Here is a 15,374-nt window from a genome sequence, read left to right as displayed (position 1 = left end):
CTTTTTTTGCTTTACATGGATTACGCGGCGACAACGCCGATGTACGAAGAAGTAATTGACACGATGACGGAAGTGATGAGATCGTTCTATGGCAATCCGTCCTCGCTGTATGCGATGGGAACCGATGCAGAGCAGCTTGTGGCCCGGGCCCGCCAAACCATTGCCGCTAAGCTGCAGTGCGATCCCGGTGAAATTCTTTTCACATCGGGGGGGACGGAGAGCAACAATTTGGCCATTCGCGGCGCGGCAGAAAGATACCGGCACAGGGGAAATCATTTGATTACTACCATGGTTGAGCATCCATCGGTTTATGAAACCTTTCGGAAGCTGGAGAAGGATGGGTATCGCGTCACCTACCTGCCGGTAGACGATACAGGGCAAATTCGCATGGAAGAGCTGGAACAAGCACTCACGGATGATACGATTCTTGTGAGTGTAATGCATGTCAATAATGAAATGGGACGGATTCAGCCCATTGAGCAAATCGGCCAGATGCTTCAACATCGTCCCAAAACACTGTTTCACGTCGATGCGGTGCAATCCGTCGGCAAGCTTCCGGTTATTCCCAAGCAGCTCGGAGCCGATTTGCTGACATGTTCGGCACACAAGCTCCGCGGACCGAAAGGGATCGGCTTTTTGTACTGCCGTCGGGGAGTGGAACTGGAGCCGCTGCTGCTTGGAGGCGGCCAGGAGAAGGGGTTGCGCTCGGGAACGGAGAATGTCCCTGCGATCGTAGGCATGGCCAAAGCCGTACGTATGGCCGTGGAGGAGCAGCAAGCTTTCGCAAAACATACGGCCGGCCTGCGGGAAATGCTCGTTCAAGGCATTGATCGTTTGCCGGAGCTTGTGCTGAGCGGTTCCCGGAACCCGGAGGATATGGCTCCGCACATCGTTCATTTTTCGTTTCCCGGCATGAAGTCGGAAGTACTCGTGCATGCTTTAGAACAAAGAGGCATTTGTGTCTCGGCCCGTTCGGCATGCTCTTCCGCAGCGGAGAAGCCGAGCCGGGTGCTGACGGCTATGGGAGCAAGCGATGCCGCGGCGGTAAGCGGTATACGGCTCAGCTACTCGCTTCAGCAAACACAGGAGGACGTGCGTCGTTTTTGCTCCGCGCTTCAGGAAGTGGTTGCCGAACTGAAACCGGCCGTGTCTTCACAGAAAGGACGGAGAAAATAATTGATGAAACCACAGCAAGCGATTCTCCGGCTTGGGGAACTGACGTTAAAGGGGCGCAACCGGCACCGGTTTGAAAATACAATATTCGAACAAGTGAAACGAACGCTTCGTTCCTTCGAGGCGGTCTCTTACCGGAAGGAATTCGGGAGAATCATCCTTCAGTTGAACGGTACGGACTATGAGGAATTGATGCCTTATTTACGCAAAGTATTGGGCCTTACTTCATTCAGCCCGGTTTATTCCTCTCCCCTTGAATTGGAACGCATACAAGAAACGGCTTTGGGTGTAATACAGTCATTAAAACCGCTGCCCCGAACATATAAAGTAAGTGTAAGGAGAGTAAACAAGAGCTTCCCTCATGATTCACAAGAAATGAACCGTTTGGTAGGGGGCTACGTTCTACGAGCGTTCCCCGACTTAAAAGTGGACGTGCACCGGCCGGAGGCGGAGCTGAGAGTAGAGATCCGCGAACGGGAGGCGCTGCTTTACTGCCGTGTAGACGAGGGCGCCGGAGGCTTTCCTGTCGGGTCCAACGGAAAGGCCATGCTGATGCTGTCCGGGGGGATCGATAGCCCGGTCGCCGGCTATCTTGCTTTAAGACAAGGACTTCAAGTGGAAGCGGTACATTTTCACAGCTATCCTTACACCAATGAAAAGTCTCAGCAAAAAGTGATCGAATTGGCAAGGAAGCTGGCTGCATTTGCCGGACCCGTCAAGCTCCACATGGTTTCGTTCACATCGGTGCAGACGAAAATCCATGCGGCCTACAATCAAAATTTGCTGATTGCTTTACTGCGGCGCGCCATGCTGCGGATTACAGAGAAGCTGGCGGAGGAAAGAGGAGCCGGAGCGATTGTAACGGGGGAAAGCCTCGGGCAGGTCGCCAGTCAAACGCTGTCCAGTATGAATACCATCGGACGGGCGGTAAGCCTGCCGCTGATCCGACCCTTGGTATGCATGGAGAAGCGGGAGATCATTCGGGTGGCTGAAGGAATCGGTACGTTCCCGATCTCCATTCTCCCGCATGAGGATTGCTGTACGCTGTTTTTGCCTCCAAGCCCCAGCACGAACCCGAATCTCAGGGTGGTAGAAAGCATTGAAAGCAAGATGACCTGGCTTGAGGACGAGCTGGAAGAAGCCGTTCGAAATACCCGATCCCTGTTGGTAGATGAAGAGGACGTTGTTAATCAAAGAGACAAGTTTGCTTCGTTTTTTTGAAAAAACGGGAGGCATAGTGTCATGATGGAATGGATATTGCTGTTTTTGCAAATTATGCTGATTAACATCGTGCTCAGCGGGGATAACGCAGTAGTCATTGCGCTGGCCAGCCAGAAGCTTCCGCTGGAAGAACGCAAAAAAGCCATATGGTGGGGGACTTTCGGAGCGATAGGGATACGGATCATTCTGACCCTTGCGGCGGTGTACGTTCTTCAGATTCCATACATCCAAACCGCAGGCTCGCTGCTGCTGCTGTGGATTGCCGTCAAGCTGATGATGGATGAGGAGGAACACTCTAACGTAAAAGAGGCTTCTACGCTCGGCAAAGCGATCTGGACGATCATTTTAGCCGATTTCGTTATGAGTCTTGATAACGTCCTGGCCATCGCAGCCAAGGCGAAAGGCGAAATCGGCATTGTTATTCTGGGAATCGCCATGAGTGTTCCCGTGATTATCTGGGGCAGTACGCTTGTGGTCAAGCTGCTGAAAAGATATCCTGTGCTCGTTTTTGCCGGAGCCGGAATCCTTGGTTATACGGCAGGCGAAATGTTTATGGCGGACCATAAGGTATCCGACTGGCTGTTAGGCAGTATCCCCCATTATGTTCTCCCTGTCATTACAACGCTGATCGTCATTGGATCCGGACTTTTGAAAAGGTTCGTTATATCTCCGAGATCATCTTAATCGGCGAGATTGACATTTAGCTAAGCCGTTTCAAACGTCCATCCAGGTAGGAAAATTTGTTCTTGACAACAAAATGCTTGAATGTTAAGTTGTTAATAATTGTAAAGCACAGCATTCACATGATATGATATTGAAATGATGCTCTGGATTTCATTTGAATACAGCCAATCGGTTAACCGAAGGCTCTAATTAGCTCGTACGCGGACGGGATAATTAGAGTTTTTTTGTTTACTTTTTCAGTATTCCCATGAAAATGCGGCCTAAGGGAGTGTACGGGTATGACATTCAGTTATTTGATCGGACTGCACTGCCCGAAATGCAAGGAACAATATAATGCTGACCAGATCAGGCAGTTGTGTGTGTGCGGGTCCCCTTTGCTTGCGGATTACGATTTGCATGCATTGAAAAAAGAAGTGACACCCGGGCACCTGCAAGGAAGAATCCCTGATTTGTGGCGATATCATGAGCTTCTGCCGGTTAGGGAGAAAAGCCATGTCGTCACTTTGGGAGAAGGGATGACGCCGCTTCTTTCGATGCCGAGGATAGGTTCGGAGATGGGCATTCCGAATTTGCTTATGAAAGACGAGGGGATTATTCCGACAGGCTCCTTTAAGGCCCGGGGGGCTGCTGTGGGCGTGTCCAAGGCGAAAGAGCTCGGAATAAAGGAGCTGGCCATGCCGACCAACGGCAACGCCGGAGCCGCTTGGGCGCTTTACGCGGCCAGAGCGGGTATAAAAGCTTCGATTGTGATGCCTGTCGGCGCTCCTGAGATCACCCGCAATGAATGTGCGATTTCGGGTGCTCATCTTTGTCTGGTGAACGGTCTGATCAGCGATGCCGGTAAAATCATTGGCCAAGCCGTTAAGGAGTACGGCTTTTACGATGCCTCTACATTAAAGGAGCCTTACCGCATCGAAGGCAAGAAAACGATGGGATTGGAAATTGCAGAGCAGCTCGGCTGGAAGGTGCCTGACGTCATCCTTTATCCGACGGGCGGAGGCGTCGGACTCATCGGCATCTTCAAAGCTTTTCGGGAGCTTGCGCAAATCGGCTGGATCGAGGAACGATTGCCCAGGCTGGTCGCCGTACAGGCAGCGGGCTGCGCGCCGATTGTCAAGGCATGGAATGAAAGAAAGCGTGAATCCGAATTTTGGCCCGATTCCGCAACGGCTGCTTTTGGAATCAATGTCCCCAAGGCGCTCGGAGACTTTTTGGTGCTGGAAGCGATTTATGAAAGCGAAGGATGCGCGATAGCGGTGGAAGATGCGGACTTGTTAGAAGAGCAGGGCAGAATTGCGCGCTATGAAGGCGCATTCGTCTGTCCCGAAGGAGCGGCCGCCTTTGCAGCGGCAAGAAGATTAAGGGAGAACGGTTGGATCAGGGAAGAGGATACCGTTATAGCCTTAAATACGGGCAGTGGCATTAAATATCCGGAAACCGTGCGGATCGATGTTCCCATCCTGCAGCCGGGAGAGCGCATAAACCTCGAATAAGAAGGAAAGTGGTCAAGCATGAGCATCAGAGCTGATGTCGTCATTATCGGCGGGGGAATCGTCGGCGCAAGCATAGCGTTTCACCTTGTTCTGGAAGGCTTCAGGCGTATCGTTATTGTCGAACGAACTCATCTCGGCGCCGGCTCCACGGGCAGATCCAGCGGCGTGTTAAGACAGTTTTATACGAACAAGGTGCTGGTTGATATGGCCCGGATCGGCCTGAATTATTACTCCCGGTTCGAGGAGATCACCGGTTCGCCCAGCGATTATACGAAGACGGGCTTTCTATTGGCAGGCAATGAGGCAAACGCGGAAACATTGGGACTGGGATTCCGGCTCCAGCAGGAGCTTGGCATCCGCAGCAGAATGCTGGCAAAAGAGGAAATCATGGAATACCTTCCTTCTTTGCTGAGGACGGACATTACCTTGGGGCTCTATGAGGAGGATGCGGGTTATGCCGATGCCCATGCTTCTTGTCTCGGCTTTATCCGTTATGCAAAGGAGCATGGAGCCGCGATCATGCAGGGAGCGAGGGTTCTGGCTATTGCAAGGGATGCGGATGGAGTCAGCGGGGTCCGTACCGACCGTGATACGATCGAAACCAGAACCATTATCAACTGCGGAGGGCCATGGGCGGCTGCCATCGGCCATTTGGCCGGAATGCATCTGCCCATTGAAACCAGCCGGCATTATAAAGTGGGGATTGCATTGCCTTCGCCAATGGACAAGCCTTTCCCCATTTTCTCCGACCCTGTCCGTTCCGTTTATATTCGTCCCGATGGAAAGCGCCTTGCGATTCTGGGGTCGAACCATCCGGACGATGTGCGGGAGAAGGTGGACCCGGAGCTGTTCCGCGACGGCGATGACGGCGGCAAAGCGGCGGAACTGTGGTCGAGATGCTCCGACTCCTTATCCCTATTGCAGAACGGCGAGGTTGTGGGCAGCTGGTCGGGGATATATGCCGTAACCCCCGACGGTTTTCCGATTCTGGATAAAAGCGATCAGGTGAAAGGCTTTTACTCGGCATGCGGATTAAGCGGTCACGGATTTAAATTGGCTCCTGCCATAGGCCAGATTGTAACCTCCCTGGTAGCCCATTCCGTCCCCGATCCGCGAGCACGCATGTTCCGGCTCAGCCGGTTCGAGGAGAACGATCTTATCGACTCGGTGACGACAAGCGCGTTGAGCCGCTTAAAGCATGATCAGCCTCATGCTTCGGAGGTGGAGCAATGATAGGTTCTGATTTGTTTCAGGGGGACAAGGTTGGAGACACGCGCGCGCGGTTCATTGATGAGGAGAACGGCGGCCTCGAGCGCGGACTTCGGGAATCCGGCCTGATCTCACGCCTGCGGCATGCGGGCCGGGGGAGCGCCGACCGCTCGGACATCATTGTCACAGGCGGAAGAGGGATAGGTTCGTCGGGGAACTTTCGGCATGTGCTTGAGCTGGCGGAAGCGCTTGGCGGAATGGCGGGAGCCACTCGGGCGGCCGTGGAAGCTGGCTGGATCGAGTACGAGTACAAAATCGGACAGACAGGCAGAAAAGTATTTCCCAAGGTATATGTCGCTTGCGGTGTTTCCGGTGCGGTTCAACACCTAGCCGGAGTACAGGCGGAACTGCTTGTTGCGGTCAACAGCGATCCGGATGCCCCCATTTTTCAGCTTGCGGATTACGGTATATTGGGGGATGTGGAAAAAATCATACCCTTGATCATCCATCTGCTGAATCAACAGGCATAAAAGTAGTTGACAGATCAAAAAGAGGAATAGTATGCTACTAAAGCAACTATATACATAGGAATATTGGGTTATGTTGACCGGAAAGCCGGAGACATTGTGATCCGTTAGATCGAGTTTCATCTAACGGATCATGCTGTCTCTTTTTTCTTTTCCGGCAGCGAAAACAAGAATCCGGAAATGCAGGCTGGCAGCAATAATAGATCGGATAATCAGGAGGCTGGAAGTATGGTTAAATCAAAAAGCATGTATGCGGTATGGCTGTCGGTCATTCTCTTGTTTGTACTTGCGGCGGGCTGCGCCAAAACCGATGGCCCACAAACAGCTTCAGCGCCCGGCAATGATCAGGACGCTTTGAAAGAGGCGAAGGGCGATGGTCCTCTGCAGCGCATAAAGAACAAAGGGAAGCTTGTTGTAGGGGTAAAAACGGACTATAATCCGTTCGGTTATATTGATGAAAAAGGCAATAATGTGGGATTCGAGATCGAAATGGCCAAAGCACTGGCTCAAGATTTGTTGGGGGATGCCAACAAGATCGAATTTGTTTCCGTTACCGGCACGAACCGAATTTCTTATCTGCAAAGCGGCAAAATCGATTTGATCCTTGCCACGATGAGCATTACCGAAGAACGGGCCAAGGAAGTGGATTTCTCCGAGCCGTATTTTAAAAGCGGCGTGCAGCTCCTTGTTAAAGCGGACAGTACCATTCAGGATGTCGCCGACCTGAAAGGAAAAAAAGTGATCGTTGTTCCGGGAAGCACCGGGGATCTCGGCATTGCCAAGCAAGTGCCGGATGCGGAATTGGTCAAGCTGCAAAAAACGTCGGAATCGGTGCAGGCGCTCAAGGATGGAAGAGCGGACGCTTTTGCGCAGGATAATACGCTCCTGTATCCGCTTGCCGGCAGCAACCCGGAATTCAAGGTGGTCGGCAAGCCGTTCGCCGAGCTGCCATGGGCAATCGCGGTCAGGAAGGGCGAGAGCGAACTGGTGGATTGGATCAATGCCAATTTGAAAAAGTGGGAGGATCAAGACTACTTCTACGAACTAAGTGAGCAGTGGATCGCTCCCAAGATGCCCAAGGAGTTTAACCCGAGCGACTTCCTGAGAAGGCCGAAAAAATAAAAGCATCGGATACCGCTCTTAAGCGTATGCTGCAATGATGTCATGGGGGATCAGGTAAAATGGACTTTAAATTCGTCTGGGAACATCTCCCGAGCCTGCTTCGTGGGCTGCAAACCACGGTGTCTGTCTCTTTGATTCTGCTCGTTCTTGTCAATGTTGTCGGGGTGCTGGGGGCGTTGGCCCGTACATCGCGCATCAAGTTGCTTCGTTGGGTGACCGCCGCTTATGTGGAAATAGCAAGGAACGTTCCGGAGCTCGTCCAAATTTATTTTGTTTTTTTTGTGTTTCCGTCGCTTGGTTACAAGTTCAGCGCTTATACGTGCGGAATCATTGCCATGACGTTTTTCGGCGGAGGCTATTTCATCGAAGTGTATCGTTCCGGGCTTGAGGCGGTGCCCAAAACGCAGTTCGAGGCCGCGACCTCGCTTGCTTTAACCAGATTCCAGCGCATGAGGCATGTCATTTTTCCACAGGCGCTCAGGATATGCCTGCCCGCGCTGAACGGTTATTTTTTATACCTGGTAAGGTCGACCTCTTTGCTGGCCGCCATAGGAATTTCGGAGGCGACCTTTGTAGCCCAAGACATAATCGCCATTTATTTTCATCCTTTTGAAATGTTTACCGCGGTAGCGGTCCTTTATTTGCTGATTGTATGGTCACTGTCTTTTGCGCTGAGACGGCTTGAGAATAAATTGAAGTATGAGTTATAAACGGGAGGCACCGTGAATTGGATTGGCATGTGATTATCGATAATTGGCCGTTGCTTTCCAAAGGAGTATGGGTCACCGTTGAAATATTCGTTTATACATTGGTGCTGGGGACGGCGCTTGGCATACCTTTGGGCGTGCTGCGCAATTCGAAGATAGCGGCGGTACGGCTTCCGGTTTTCGGTATAATTGAAGTATTTCGCGGACTGCCTGTCCCGATCACTTTATTTTTCGTTTTTTTCGCTGCGCCTTATGTTCTTCATATCGATATCCCAAGTAAAATTGCCGCCGTATCCGGCTTGACGCTGTGGTGCATGTCTGAGATTGCGGAGGTGGTCAGAGGCGCGCTGCAATCGATTCCGAAAGGACAGACGGAGGCGGGAAAGGCGCATGCGTTAACCTACCTCCAGATTCTTGTCTGGATCTTGCTGCCGCAAGCATTCCGCAGAATGCTGCCGCCTCTGATCGGCATATACAACCGGCTTGCCAAGTCCACTACTTTGGCCGCATTGATCGGCGTCAGGGATTTAATCACCGCAGGACAAATTGTGATCGAGCGTACGATGGCTTCCCTGGAAATTTATCTGTTTATCATCGCTGTATTTTTCATCCTTTGTTACCCGTTTTCTATCGCCTCTTTCTATCTGGAAAAAAAATTGAGCAGGTGACCGCTTCGACATGATTAAACTTGAAAATATACATAAGACATTCGATAACAATCAGGTTCTTAACGGCATCGATTTGACGATCGCCAAAGGAGAAGTTATTGTGCTGATTGGTCCGAGCGGCTGCGGGAAAAGCACGCTGCTGCGCTGCATCAACGGGCTTGAGAGCGTAAGCGAAGGGAAAATATGGATCGACGGCATCGACATTACCGGGAAGCGTGTCAACTGGCAGCGGATTCGGCAAAAGGTAGGGATGGTTTTTCAAAGTTACAACTTGTACCCTCATTTAACGGTGCTTGATAATTTAATCCTTTCACCGGTCAGGGTGCAGAAAAAAACGAAAAAAGAAGCGGTTGAAATCGCCCTTTCGCTGCTGGAGCGCGTCGGGTTGTCCGATAAGCGGAACGCTTACCCGGCTCAGCTCAGCGGGGGCCAGCAGCAGCGGATAGCCATTGCAAGGTCGTTAGCCATGCGTCCCGATGTGATGTTGTTCGACGAAGTGACCTCTGCACTTGACCCGGAGTTGGTCAAGGAGGTGCTGGACGTTATGCTTGATCTTGCGCGGGGGGGAATGACGATGGTCATCGTCACACATGAGATGGGCTTTGCCAAAGCGGCCGCGGATCGGGTCGTTTTTCTCAGCGGCGGAGCCGTTATCGAAGAAGGACCGCCCGAGCTTTTCTTTGAAGCTCCGAAGGACGAACGGGTTAAGCAGTTTCTGAACAGGGTGCTGCATTAGCCGGTGATTCAACGGTTTTGGCATACGGTTCATATGCAAGTTTCTTGCGTTTTTATGTATTTTCCCGTATAATGAAGTGTGAATTGTAGCGTCGGCGCTTACGTCCGACGCTTCTTTTTTGAACGGGCTTCCGAGCGGGGCTTATCATGCCCGCAGAAACAAGCTACATCTGAAGAGAGGGTTATGTGACTTATGCATTCAAGAGAAAAGATAAGAAATATTGCCATCATTGCTCACGTCGATCATGGCAAAACGACGCTCGTAGATAAATTGCTTCAACAATCCGGAACGTTTCGTGAGAACGAAGCCATTCAGGAACGGGCTATGGACTCCAATGATTTGGAGCGTGAGCGGGGCATCACCATATTGGCCAAAAATACGGCTATTCATTATAAGGATTATCTGATTAATATCGTCGATACACCGGGCCACGCCGATTTCGGCGGTGAGGTGGAGCGGATTATGAAAATGGTTGACGGCGTTCTGCTTGTCGTCGACGCCTTCGAAGGCACGATGCCGCAAACGAAATTCGTTTTGCGCAAAGCGCTCGAGCAGCATTTGACCCCGATTGTCGTCGTGAACAAGATCGACCGTCCGAATGCCCGCCCTGCCGAAGTGGTGGACGAGGTGCTCGATTTGTTTATCGAGCTTGGAGCCGATGACGATCAGTTGGACTTCCCGGTCGTCTATGCTTCGGCGTTGATGGGAACCTCCAGTTTGGAGCCCGACCGTCAGGACGGGAACATGCAGGCGCTGTATGATACCATTGTGAACCATATCCCATATCCGAAGGAAGATGTGGAGCAGCCGCTGCAGTTCCTCGTCACGCTGATGGATTATAATGAATATTTGGGACGCATTGCCATCGGTCGGGTTAACCGCGGCAAGGTCCGTCAAGGCCAATCGGTTGCTGTCATTAACCGTGAAGGACAAACCAAGCAAGCGCGCGTTGAGAAGCTGTTCGGCTTCCAGGGCTTGAAGCGTTTGGAGATCGAAGAAGCCGGTGCGGGCGATATCATTGCCATTGCCGGCATCAAAGATATCAACATCGGGGAAACATTGGCCGATCCGGCCCATCCGGAGGCTTTGCCGGTGCTCAAAATTGATGAGCCTACGCTGCAAATGACGTTCCTGGTGAACAATAGTCCGTTCGCCGGACGGGAAGGCAAATGGGTGACGTCCAGAAAGCTGCGCGAGCGCCTGTTCAAAGAATTGGAGACGGATGTCAGTCTTCGCGTGGAAGAGACGGACAGCCCTGACGCTTTCATCGTATCCGGACGCGGCGAGCTGCACCTGGGGATTTTGATCGAAAATATGCGACGCGAAGGATTTGAGCTTCAAGTATCGAAACCGGAGGTTATTATTAAAGAAATCGATGGACAAAAGATGGAGCCGATTGAGCGCCTGATCATTGATATTCCGGAAGAGAGCATGGGCCCGGTGATGGAAAGTCTGGGCACGCGTAAAGCCGAGATGGTCAATATGATCAACAACGGGTCGGGGAATGTACGGCTTGAGTTTCTGATTCCCGCACGCGGTCTGATCGGCTACCGGACTTATTTCTTGACGCTAACCCGCGGGTACGGCATTATGAACCACGCCTTCGACAGCTATGGTCCCTATGCAGGCAGCGGCGTAGGCGGACGTCATGAAGGCGTGCTGATTTCCAGTGAAACCGGCGTCTCCACGTTCTACGGCATGATGTCGGTTGAAGACCGGGGTACACTGTTCCTGGAACCGGGAACGGAGGTTTACGAAGGAATGATCGTTGGCGAACATAACCGCGATAACGACATCATCGTTAACATTTGTAAAGAGAAGCAGCTGACCAACGTTCGCTCCGCTACGAAGGAAGACACCGTCAAAATGAAGACGCCACGCATTTACTCGCTGGAGCAGGCGCTCGAATATTTGAACGACGACGAATACTGTGAAATTACACCGAAATCGATCCGCTTGCGGAAGAAGATTTTGAATAAGAATGAGCGTGAACGGGCTGAGAAACACCGCAAAATGGCGGAAGCCCGCGTGTAATGATCATATGCTTCATGACGAGAGCTCTGAGGGATCAGAGCTTTCTTTTCCATCATGATAGAATAATCGCTCCCGAAGAGAGGTGTATTTTATGACGGATTGGTTTCGTGCTCATCCTTATATCACTTGGGTTCTGATTTTCGTTCTTATCACTTATGTTTACAATAAAGTGTTTCGGGTACGGAAGCTGCCGATCTTAAAAGACGCGATCATCTATTTGATGCTCGCATTAGGCTCCGGCATGCTGCTGTTCTTTCAGTTGGCGGGTCTGCCGATCGTACCGAGCCTATCTGTTGCCGTAGCCTTGATGTTTATGGTGAAGATCCGTTATTTCATTCAGGAGCGGAGCCAGAAAAAGGAATAGAGCCGCCTTGCACAAGGTGTTCGGATGGGAGTGGATCCTATGGCTAAATTTTGGCTGATGCCGGTCCAGTGGGACGGGAGTTACGCTGTGCTGGGTGAAGAAAGGCTGCTGCTGGAGCCGGAACAAGCCCGTATCCGTTTTGTCGAAGCGCTTCGCCCGGTTCATCCCAGGCTGCTGTTAAGCTTTAAGGCGGAGCTGCTGCTCGCCGATGAAGCTCTTGAAGCATGCGGAACAGACGCGCTTCCGTTTGATTTGGGACAAGGACAACCGATCCGTCTTGCAGCCGGTGAACAGAAGGGACAGGAGCCGGAACAGGGGGAAGATTATCCTTTGTCCCATTGTGCCGAAGCGTATTTCAATCGTTTGATGACACCGCAGGAGGCTTTATCCTTGCTGTCGCAAACGGACGCCGGCAAGGAAGCGGAGCCGTGGTTGGAGACAATGCGGCAATGGCTGGAGCAGGGCCGCTTCGTCATTTTGCTGAGAGAGGACTGAAAGCGTTTTGAAATTACAGGATGCGCTGTTCAATTGGCTGCAAATCAGTATCGTCGCTGAAGCTCGTCCGGAAGATCGTGCAGCCGCGGAGACGAAAGCGTTTTTTGAAGTGATCTTGCGGGAAGACCATCACCTGACTCAATTCGGGTATACCGCGGACGATCACGTATACCGGGTTCAATATGAAACAGCAGAGGAACAACGTACACAGCAATTTGACCGTGAGTCCGCAGAGCAGCTGCTGGAGGATATTCGTTCAAACCCGAAATACAATGAATGACATAATCCGTTAAACAGGTAGATAAAATAAAATATTAACAATGGAAAGGAGTGGCCATGACAACTGTTTGTAGCTGTCAGTATTCACGTATGATATAATGAACTCAGCAGCAGGAATAACTGTAGGAGGGGAATCCATGGCCGAAACGATCACAGCTCTTTCGGAACAGCTCTTCGACGCATTGCAGAAGGAATCGTTTGCTTTGTTAAGCACGATTGATCATGAAACCGGTGCGCCGGCCATGAATGCTATTTCCTGGCTTTATGCCAAGGATGAGAAGACCATTCGTTTTGCCGTGGACCAGCGTTCGCGTATCGGAACCAACCTGAAGAAACAACCGCTAGTGAATCTGACCTTCATCGGTGCCGGCTCGGTACATGCTGTTTATGGTACTGCACGTCTTGTTGCTGAAGCATTAGACGGGGTTCCGTTTAAGCTGGCCTGTTATGACATCGACATTTCTGCGGTACGGGATGCCATGTTCTACGGAGCTCGCATTTCCGTTGCGCCTGAATATGAAAAGACGTACGATAAGCGTGCCGCCGAGAAGCTGGACACGCAGGTGTTCGACGCCATGAAAAAAGCCTAGAATCGTTATGCGTTCTAGGCTTTTTTTCTACACAGATCAACGGTTCGGGTTCGTTTGTGGCGGAACCACATCCCGCGGCACTTGGGGAACGATTCTTCCGATAATGGCCGCCATTTCTTCCGCAAATCCGTTGATCGGTCTGCCGTTCATGACATGATCCCTTACGCGGCGCAAACGTTCGGCCAGATCCATATCGGCCGTCACAAGCGCGTCCACCCCATAAGGATCATGCTTTAAAGCTTCTGCGACAGACAGCTTGACCGTACCGACTTTGGCTCGATCCATACCTTGCGGTACGTTGATTCCCACGACGGCCGTATTGCCGAATACGACGCAATTGGCGCTCTCCACATTCGGCACACTGCCGGCGATTTGCTCCAGCCTTTGGGCAACGCCCGCGGGATCTGTAATCTCTTTCTTTTGAGGAGCCGTTTGATTAACCTGCACCTGATGGTTTGGATCAACGTTTTGAGGAGGGGCTGCTCCATTTTTTGGTGATTGGGTACAACCTGTTAGCACAGCGGACAACAGCATAATAAGCGCAACAAATTTCCTCACTTGTTTTCGTTCCTTTCTGTTCATGATCTGCTTAGGTTTAGTTTGTCCTGACTGGCTAGTTCCTATGTATTTAGCTTTTACCGAACACCAAACCTGGGAGGGACTCAAGGTGAAAAAAATTTATGTGCTGGATACCAACGTTTTGCTGCATGATCCAAATGCCGTATATGCTTTTGAGGATAATGAGGTGATTATTCCGGCGGTAGTGCTGGAGGAGATCGATTCCAAAAAGCGAAACGCAGACGAACTGGGGCGAAATGCACGCCAGATCTCCCGGATGCTGGACGGCTTGCGGAGCAGCGGAAGACTATTTGAAGGCATTGACCTTGAGAGCGGCGGAAGCTTGAAGGTGGAACTCAATCACAGAAGCTTTGCGAGGCTGCAGGAAGTATTTGCGGATGCGACCAGCGATAACCGAATTCTGGCCGTTGCGCTGAATTATCATTTGGAGGAAAATGAGAAGCCCGAACCGAAGCCGGTTATTCTGGTCAGCAAAGACGTGCTGGTCCGGATTAAAGCCGACGTCCTGGGCATTACGGCGCAGGATTATTTGTCGGACCGGATTGTGAATGTGGCTGATGATATTTATACCGGGTATCTTACCGTTCGTGTGCATCCATCCGTTATCGATGAATTTTATACGTACCGCCAGCTGAGCGTCAGCTCTTTAAACTTGACTTACCGGCTGCATCCTCACGAGTTCGTCATTCTAAAAGATGAAATGGGGACCAGCAAATCGGCTCTGCTGAAGGTGAATGCGGATGGCAAGAAGCTCGAGCCGCTCTTTTTGAGCAACGACCCGATCTGGGGCATTGCGGCAAGAAACGCCCAGCAGCGGATGGCTCTGGAACTGCTGCTCAATGATGAGGTTCCTTTGGTTACTTTGACAGGCAAGGCCGGTACGGGAAAGACGCTTTTGACGCTTGCAGCGGGCTTGATGAAGGTGGAAGACGAAAGGAAGTACAAGAAGCTTCTGATCGCCCGTCCCGTCGTTCCTATGGGCAAGGACATCGGTTTTTTGCCGGGTGAGAAGGAAGAGAAGCTGCGCCCCTGGATGCAGCCGATTTACGATAATCTGGAATATTTGTTCGATACGAAAAAGCCGGGAGATATCGATAAAATATTGGCCGGGCTCGGAAGTATTCAAGTTGAAGCCTTGACTTACATCCGCGGGCGGTCGATACCGGGCCAATTCATCATTATCGATGAGGCGCAGAATTTATCCAAGCATGAGGTCAAAACCATCGTCTCCCGCGTTGGGGAAGGCAGCAAAATCGTTCTTCTCGGGGACCCCGAACAAATCGATCATCCTTATCTCGATGCCTCCAGCAACGGACTTACGTATGTCGTGGAACGTTTTAAAGATCAGAGCATCAGCGGGCATATTATGCTGGAGCGGGGCGAACGCTCCCATCTGGCGCAGCTTGCAGCGGATTTGCTGTAAAGAAAAGCGGGGGAAAGCTTCGCATCCGGTTCAACCCTATAGGCAGCGCAAAGGCAGTTCCCATACCCAT

At 51.5% G+C, this 15,374-nt stretch carries 17 protein-coding genes; 16 read left to right on the top strand and 1 reads right to left on the bottom strand.

The genetic code is table 11. From position 1 onward, the window contains the following. Positions 1–6: 6 nt before the first annotated feature. From BLT35_RS02860 to BLT35_RS02790, 15 genes are all read left to right on the top strand, one after another. The gene (locus tag BLT35_RS02860; protein WP_074727051.1) at positions 7–1,176 is read left to right on the top strand and encodes a cysteine desulfurase family protein; all 1,170 of its coding nucleotides are present in this window, start codon (positions 7–9) and stop codon (positions 1,174–1,176) included. A 3-nt stretch (positions 1,177–1,179) separates the two neighbouring features. Next, positions 1,180–2,394, top strand: a complete 1,215-nt coding sequence (thiI, locus tag BLT35_RS02855; protein WP_175471915.1) for a tRNA uracil 4-sulfurtransferase ThiI — start codon at positions 1,180–1,182, stop codon at positions 2,392–2,394. A 21-nt stretch (positions 2,395–2,415) separates the two neighbouring features. Further along, positions 2,416–3,078 (top strand): TerC family protein, encoded by a 663-nt coding sequence (locus BLT35_RS02850; protein WP_062407597.1) that lies wholly within the window; start codon positions 2,416–2,418, stop codon positions 3,076–3,078. A 278-nt stretch (positions 3,079–3,356) separates the two neighbouring features. Continuing rightward, the gene (locus BLT35_RS02845) at positions 3,357–4,571 is read left to right on the top strand and encodes a threonine synthase (RefSeq protein WP_062407599.1); all 1,215 of its coding nucleotides are present in this window, start codon (positions 3,357–3,359) and stop codon (positions 4,569–4,571) included. 18 nt (positions 4,572–4,589) lie between these two features. Further along, entirely contained in the window at positions 4,590–5,804 is a 1,215-nt protein-coding gene (locus tag BLT35_RS02840; protein ID WP_062407601.1) for an NAD(P)/FAD-dependent oxidoreductase, read from the top strand. Beyond that, entirely contained in the window at positions 5,801–6,310 is a 510-nt protein-coding gene (locus BLT35_RS02835; protein ID WP_074726968.1) for an electron transfer flavoprotein subunit alpha/FixB family protein, read from the top strand. Before BLT35_RS02840 ends, BLT35_RS02835 begins: the two co-directional genes overlap by 4 nt. Before the next feature lie 225 nt (positions 6,311–6,535). Next, entirely contained in the window at positions 6,536–7,429 is an 894-nt protein-coding gene (locus BLT35_RS02830; RefSeq protein ID WP_062407605.1) for a transporter substrate-binding domain-containing protein, read from the top strand. Between the two features lie 59 nt (positions 7,430–7,488). Next, positions 7,489–8,139 carry an amino acid ABC transporter permease gene (locus BLT35_RS02825; RefSeq protein ID WP_074726967.1) on the top strand — a complete coding sequence of 217 codons (651 nt, stop codon included), beginning with the start codon at positions 7,489–7,491 and terminating at the stop codon, positions 8,137–8,139. Positions 8,140–8,156: 17 nt separating this feature from the next. After that, a complete protein-coding gene (locus BLT35_RS02820; protein ID WP_074726966.1) occupies positions 8,157–8,804 on the top strand; it encodes an amino acid ABC transporter permease in 648 nt (215 codons plus the stop codon). 10 nt (positions 8,805–8,814) lie between these two features. Then, complete coding sequence (locus BLT35_RS02815; RefSeq protein WP_074726965.1) at positions 8,815–9,540, top strand: amino acid ABC transporter ATP-binding protein; 726 nt, start codon at positions 8,815–8,817, stop codon at positions 9,538–9,540. A gap of 192 nt (positions 9,541–9,732) precedes the next feature. Next, complete coding sequence (gene typA, locus BLT35_RS02810; RefSeq protein ID WP_062407613.1) at positions 9,733–11,574, top strand: translational GTPase TypA; 1,842 nt, start codon at positions 9,733–9,735, stop codon at positions 11,572–11,574. 91 nt (positions 11,575–11,665) lie between these two features. Then, a complete protein-coding gene (locus tag BLT35_RS02805; RefSeq protein ID WP_054819407.1) occupies positions 11,666–11,938 on the top strand; it encodes a YlaH-like family protein in 273 nt (90 codons plus the stop codon). Positions 11,939–11,977: 39 nt separating this feature from the next. Beyond that, positions 11,978–12,433 (top strand): hypothetical protein, encoded by a 456-nt coding sequence (locus BLT35_RS02800; protein ID WP_062407615.1) that lies wholly within the window; start codon positions 11,978–11,980, stop codon positions 12,431–12,433. Positions 12,434–12,440: 7 nt separating this feature from the next. Further along, the gene (locus BLT35_RS02795) at positions 12,441–12,713 is read left to right on the top strand and encodes a hypothetical protein (protein ID WP_074726964.1); all 273 of its coding nucleotides are present in this window, start codon (positions 12,441–12,443) and stop codon (positions 12,711–12,713) included. Positions 12,714–12,849: 136 nt separating this feature from the next. Continuing rightward, positions 12,850–13,302 carry a pyridoxamine 5'-phosphate oxidase family protein gene (locus tag BLT35_RS02790; protein ID WP_074726963.1) on the top strand — a complete coding sequence of 151 codons (453 nt, stop codon included), beginning with the start codon at positions 12,850–12,852 and terminating at the stop codon, positions 13,300–13,302. A gap of 36 nt (positions 13,303–13,338) precedes the next feature. Here BLT35_RS02790 and BLT35_RS02785 read toward each other — a convergent pair whose 3' ends face one another. Beyond that, complete coding sequence (locus tag BLT35_RS02785) at positions 13,339–13,836, bottom strand: YhcN/YlaJ family sporulation lipoprotein (protein ID WP_430072089.1); 498 nt, start codon at positions 13,834–13,836, stop codon at positions 13,339–13,341. 133 nt (positions 13,837–13,969) lie between these two features. Between BLT35_RS02785 and BLT35_RS02780 the strand changes: the two genes are divergently transcribed. Next, a complete protein-coding gene (locus tag BLT35_RS02780; RefSeq protein ID WP_054819409.1) occupies positions 13,970–15,304 on the top strand; it encodes a PhoH family protein in 1,335 nt (444 codons plus the stop codon). The last annotated feature ends 70 nt before the right edge of the window (positions 15,305–15,374 follow it).

This window comes from Paenibacillus naphthalenovorans, assembly GCF_900099895.1.
Lineage (GTDB): Bacteria > Bacillota > Bacilli > Paenibacillales > NBRC-103111 > Paenibacillus_G > Paenibacillus_G naphthalenovorans.
The sequence above is the reverse complement of the archived record's forward strand: the minus strand, read 5'-3'. Positions and strand labels throughout refer to the sequence as shown.

Coding starts and splice junctions, on each gene's coding strand:
- thiI (WP_175471915.1), top strand. CDS start 1,180: ATGAAACCACAGCAAGCGATTCTCCGGCTTGGGGAACTGACGTTAAAG.
- BLT35_RS02850 (WP_062407597.1), top strand. CDS start 2,416: ATGATGGAATGGATATTGCTGTTTTTGCAAATTATGCTGATTAACATC.
- BLT35_RS02845 (WP_062407599.1), top strand. CDS start 3,357: ATGACATTCAGTTATTTGATCGGACTGCACTGCCCGAAATGCAAGGAA.
- BLT35_RS02840 (WP_062407601.1), top strand. CDS start 4,590: ATGAGCATCAGAGCTGATGTCGTCATTATCGGCGGGGGAATCGTCGGC.
- BLT35_RS02835 (WP_074726968.1), top strand. CDS start 5,801: ATGATAGGTTCTGATTTGTTTCAGGGGGACAAGGTTGGAGACACGCGC.
- BLT35_RS02830 (WP_062407605.1), top strand. CDS start 6,536: ATGGTTAAATCAAAAAGCATGTATGCGGTATGGCTGTCGGTCATTCTC.
- BLT35_RS02825 (WP_074726967.1), top strand. CDS start 7,489: ATGGACTTTAAATTCGTCTGGGAACATCTCCCGAGCCTGCTTCGTGGG.
- BLT35_RS02815 (WP_074726965.1), top strand. CDS start 8,815: ATGATTAAACTTGAAAATATACATAAGACATTCGATAACAATCAGGTT.
- typA (WP_062407613.1), top strand. CDS start 9,733: ATGCATTCAAGAGAAAAGATAAGAAATATTGCCATCATTGCTCACGTC.
- BLT35_RS02805 (WP_054819407.1), top strand. CDS start 11,666: ATGACGGATTGGTTTCGTGCTCATCCTTATATCACTTGGGTTCTGATT.
- BLT35_RS02800 (WP_062407615.1), top strand. CDS start 11,978: ATGGCTAAATTTTGGCTGATGCCGGTCCAGTGGGACGGGAGTTACGCT.
- BLT35_RS02790 (WP_074726963.1), top strand. CDS start 12,850: ATGGCCGAAACGATCACAGCTCTTTCGGAACAGCTCTTCGACGCATTG.
- BLT35_RS02785 (WP_430072089.1), bottom strand. CDS start 13,836: ATGCTGTTGTCCGCTGTGCTAACAGGTTGTACCCAATCACCAAAAAAT.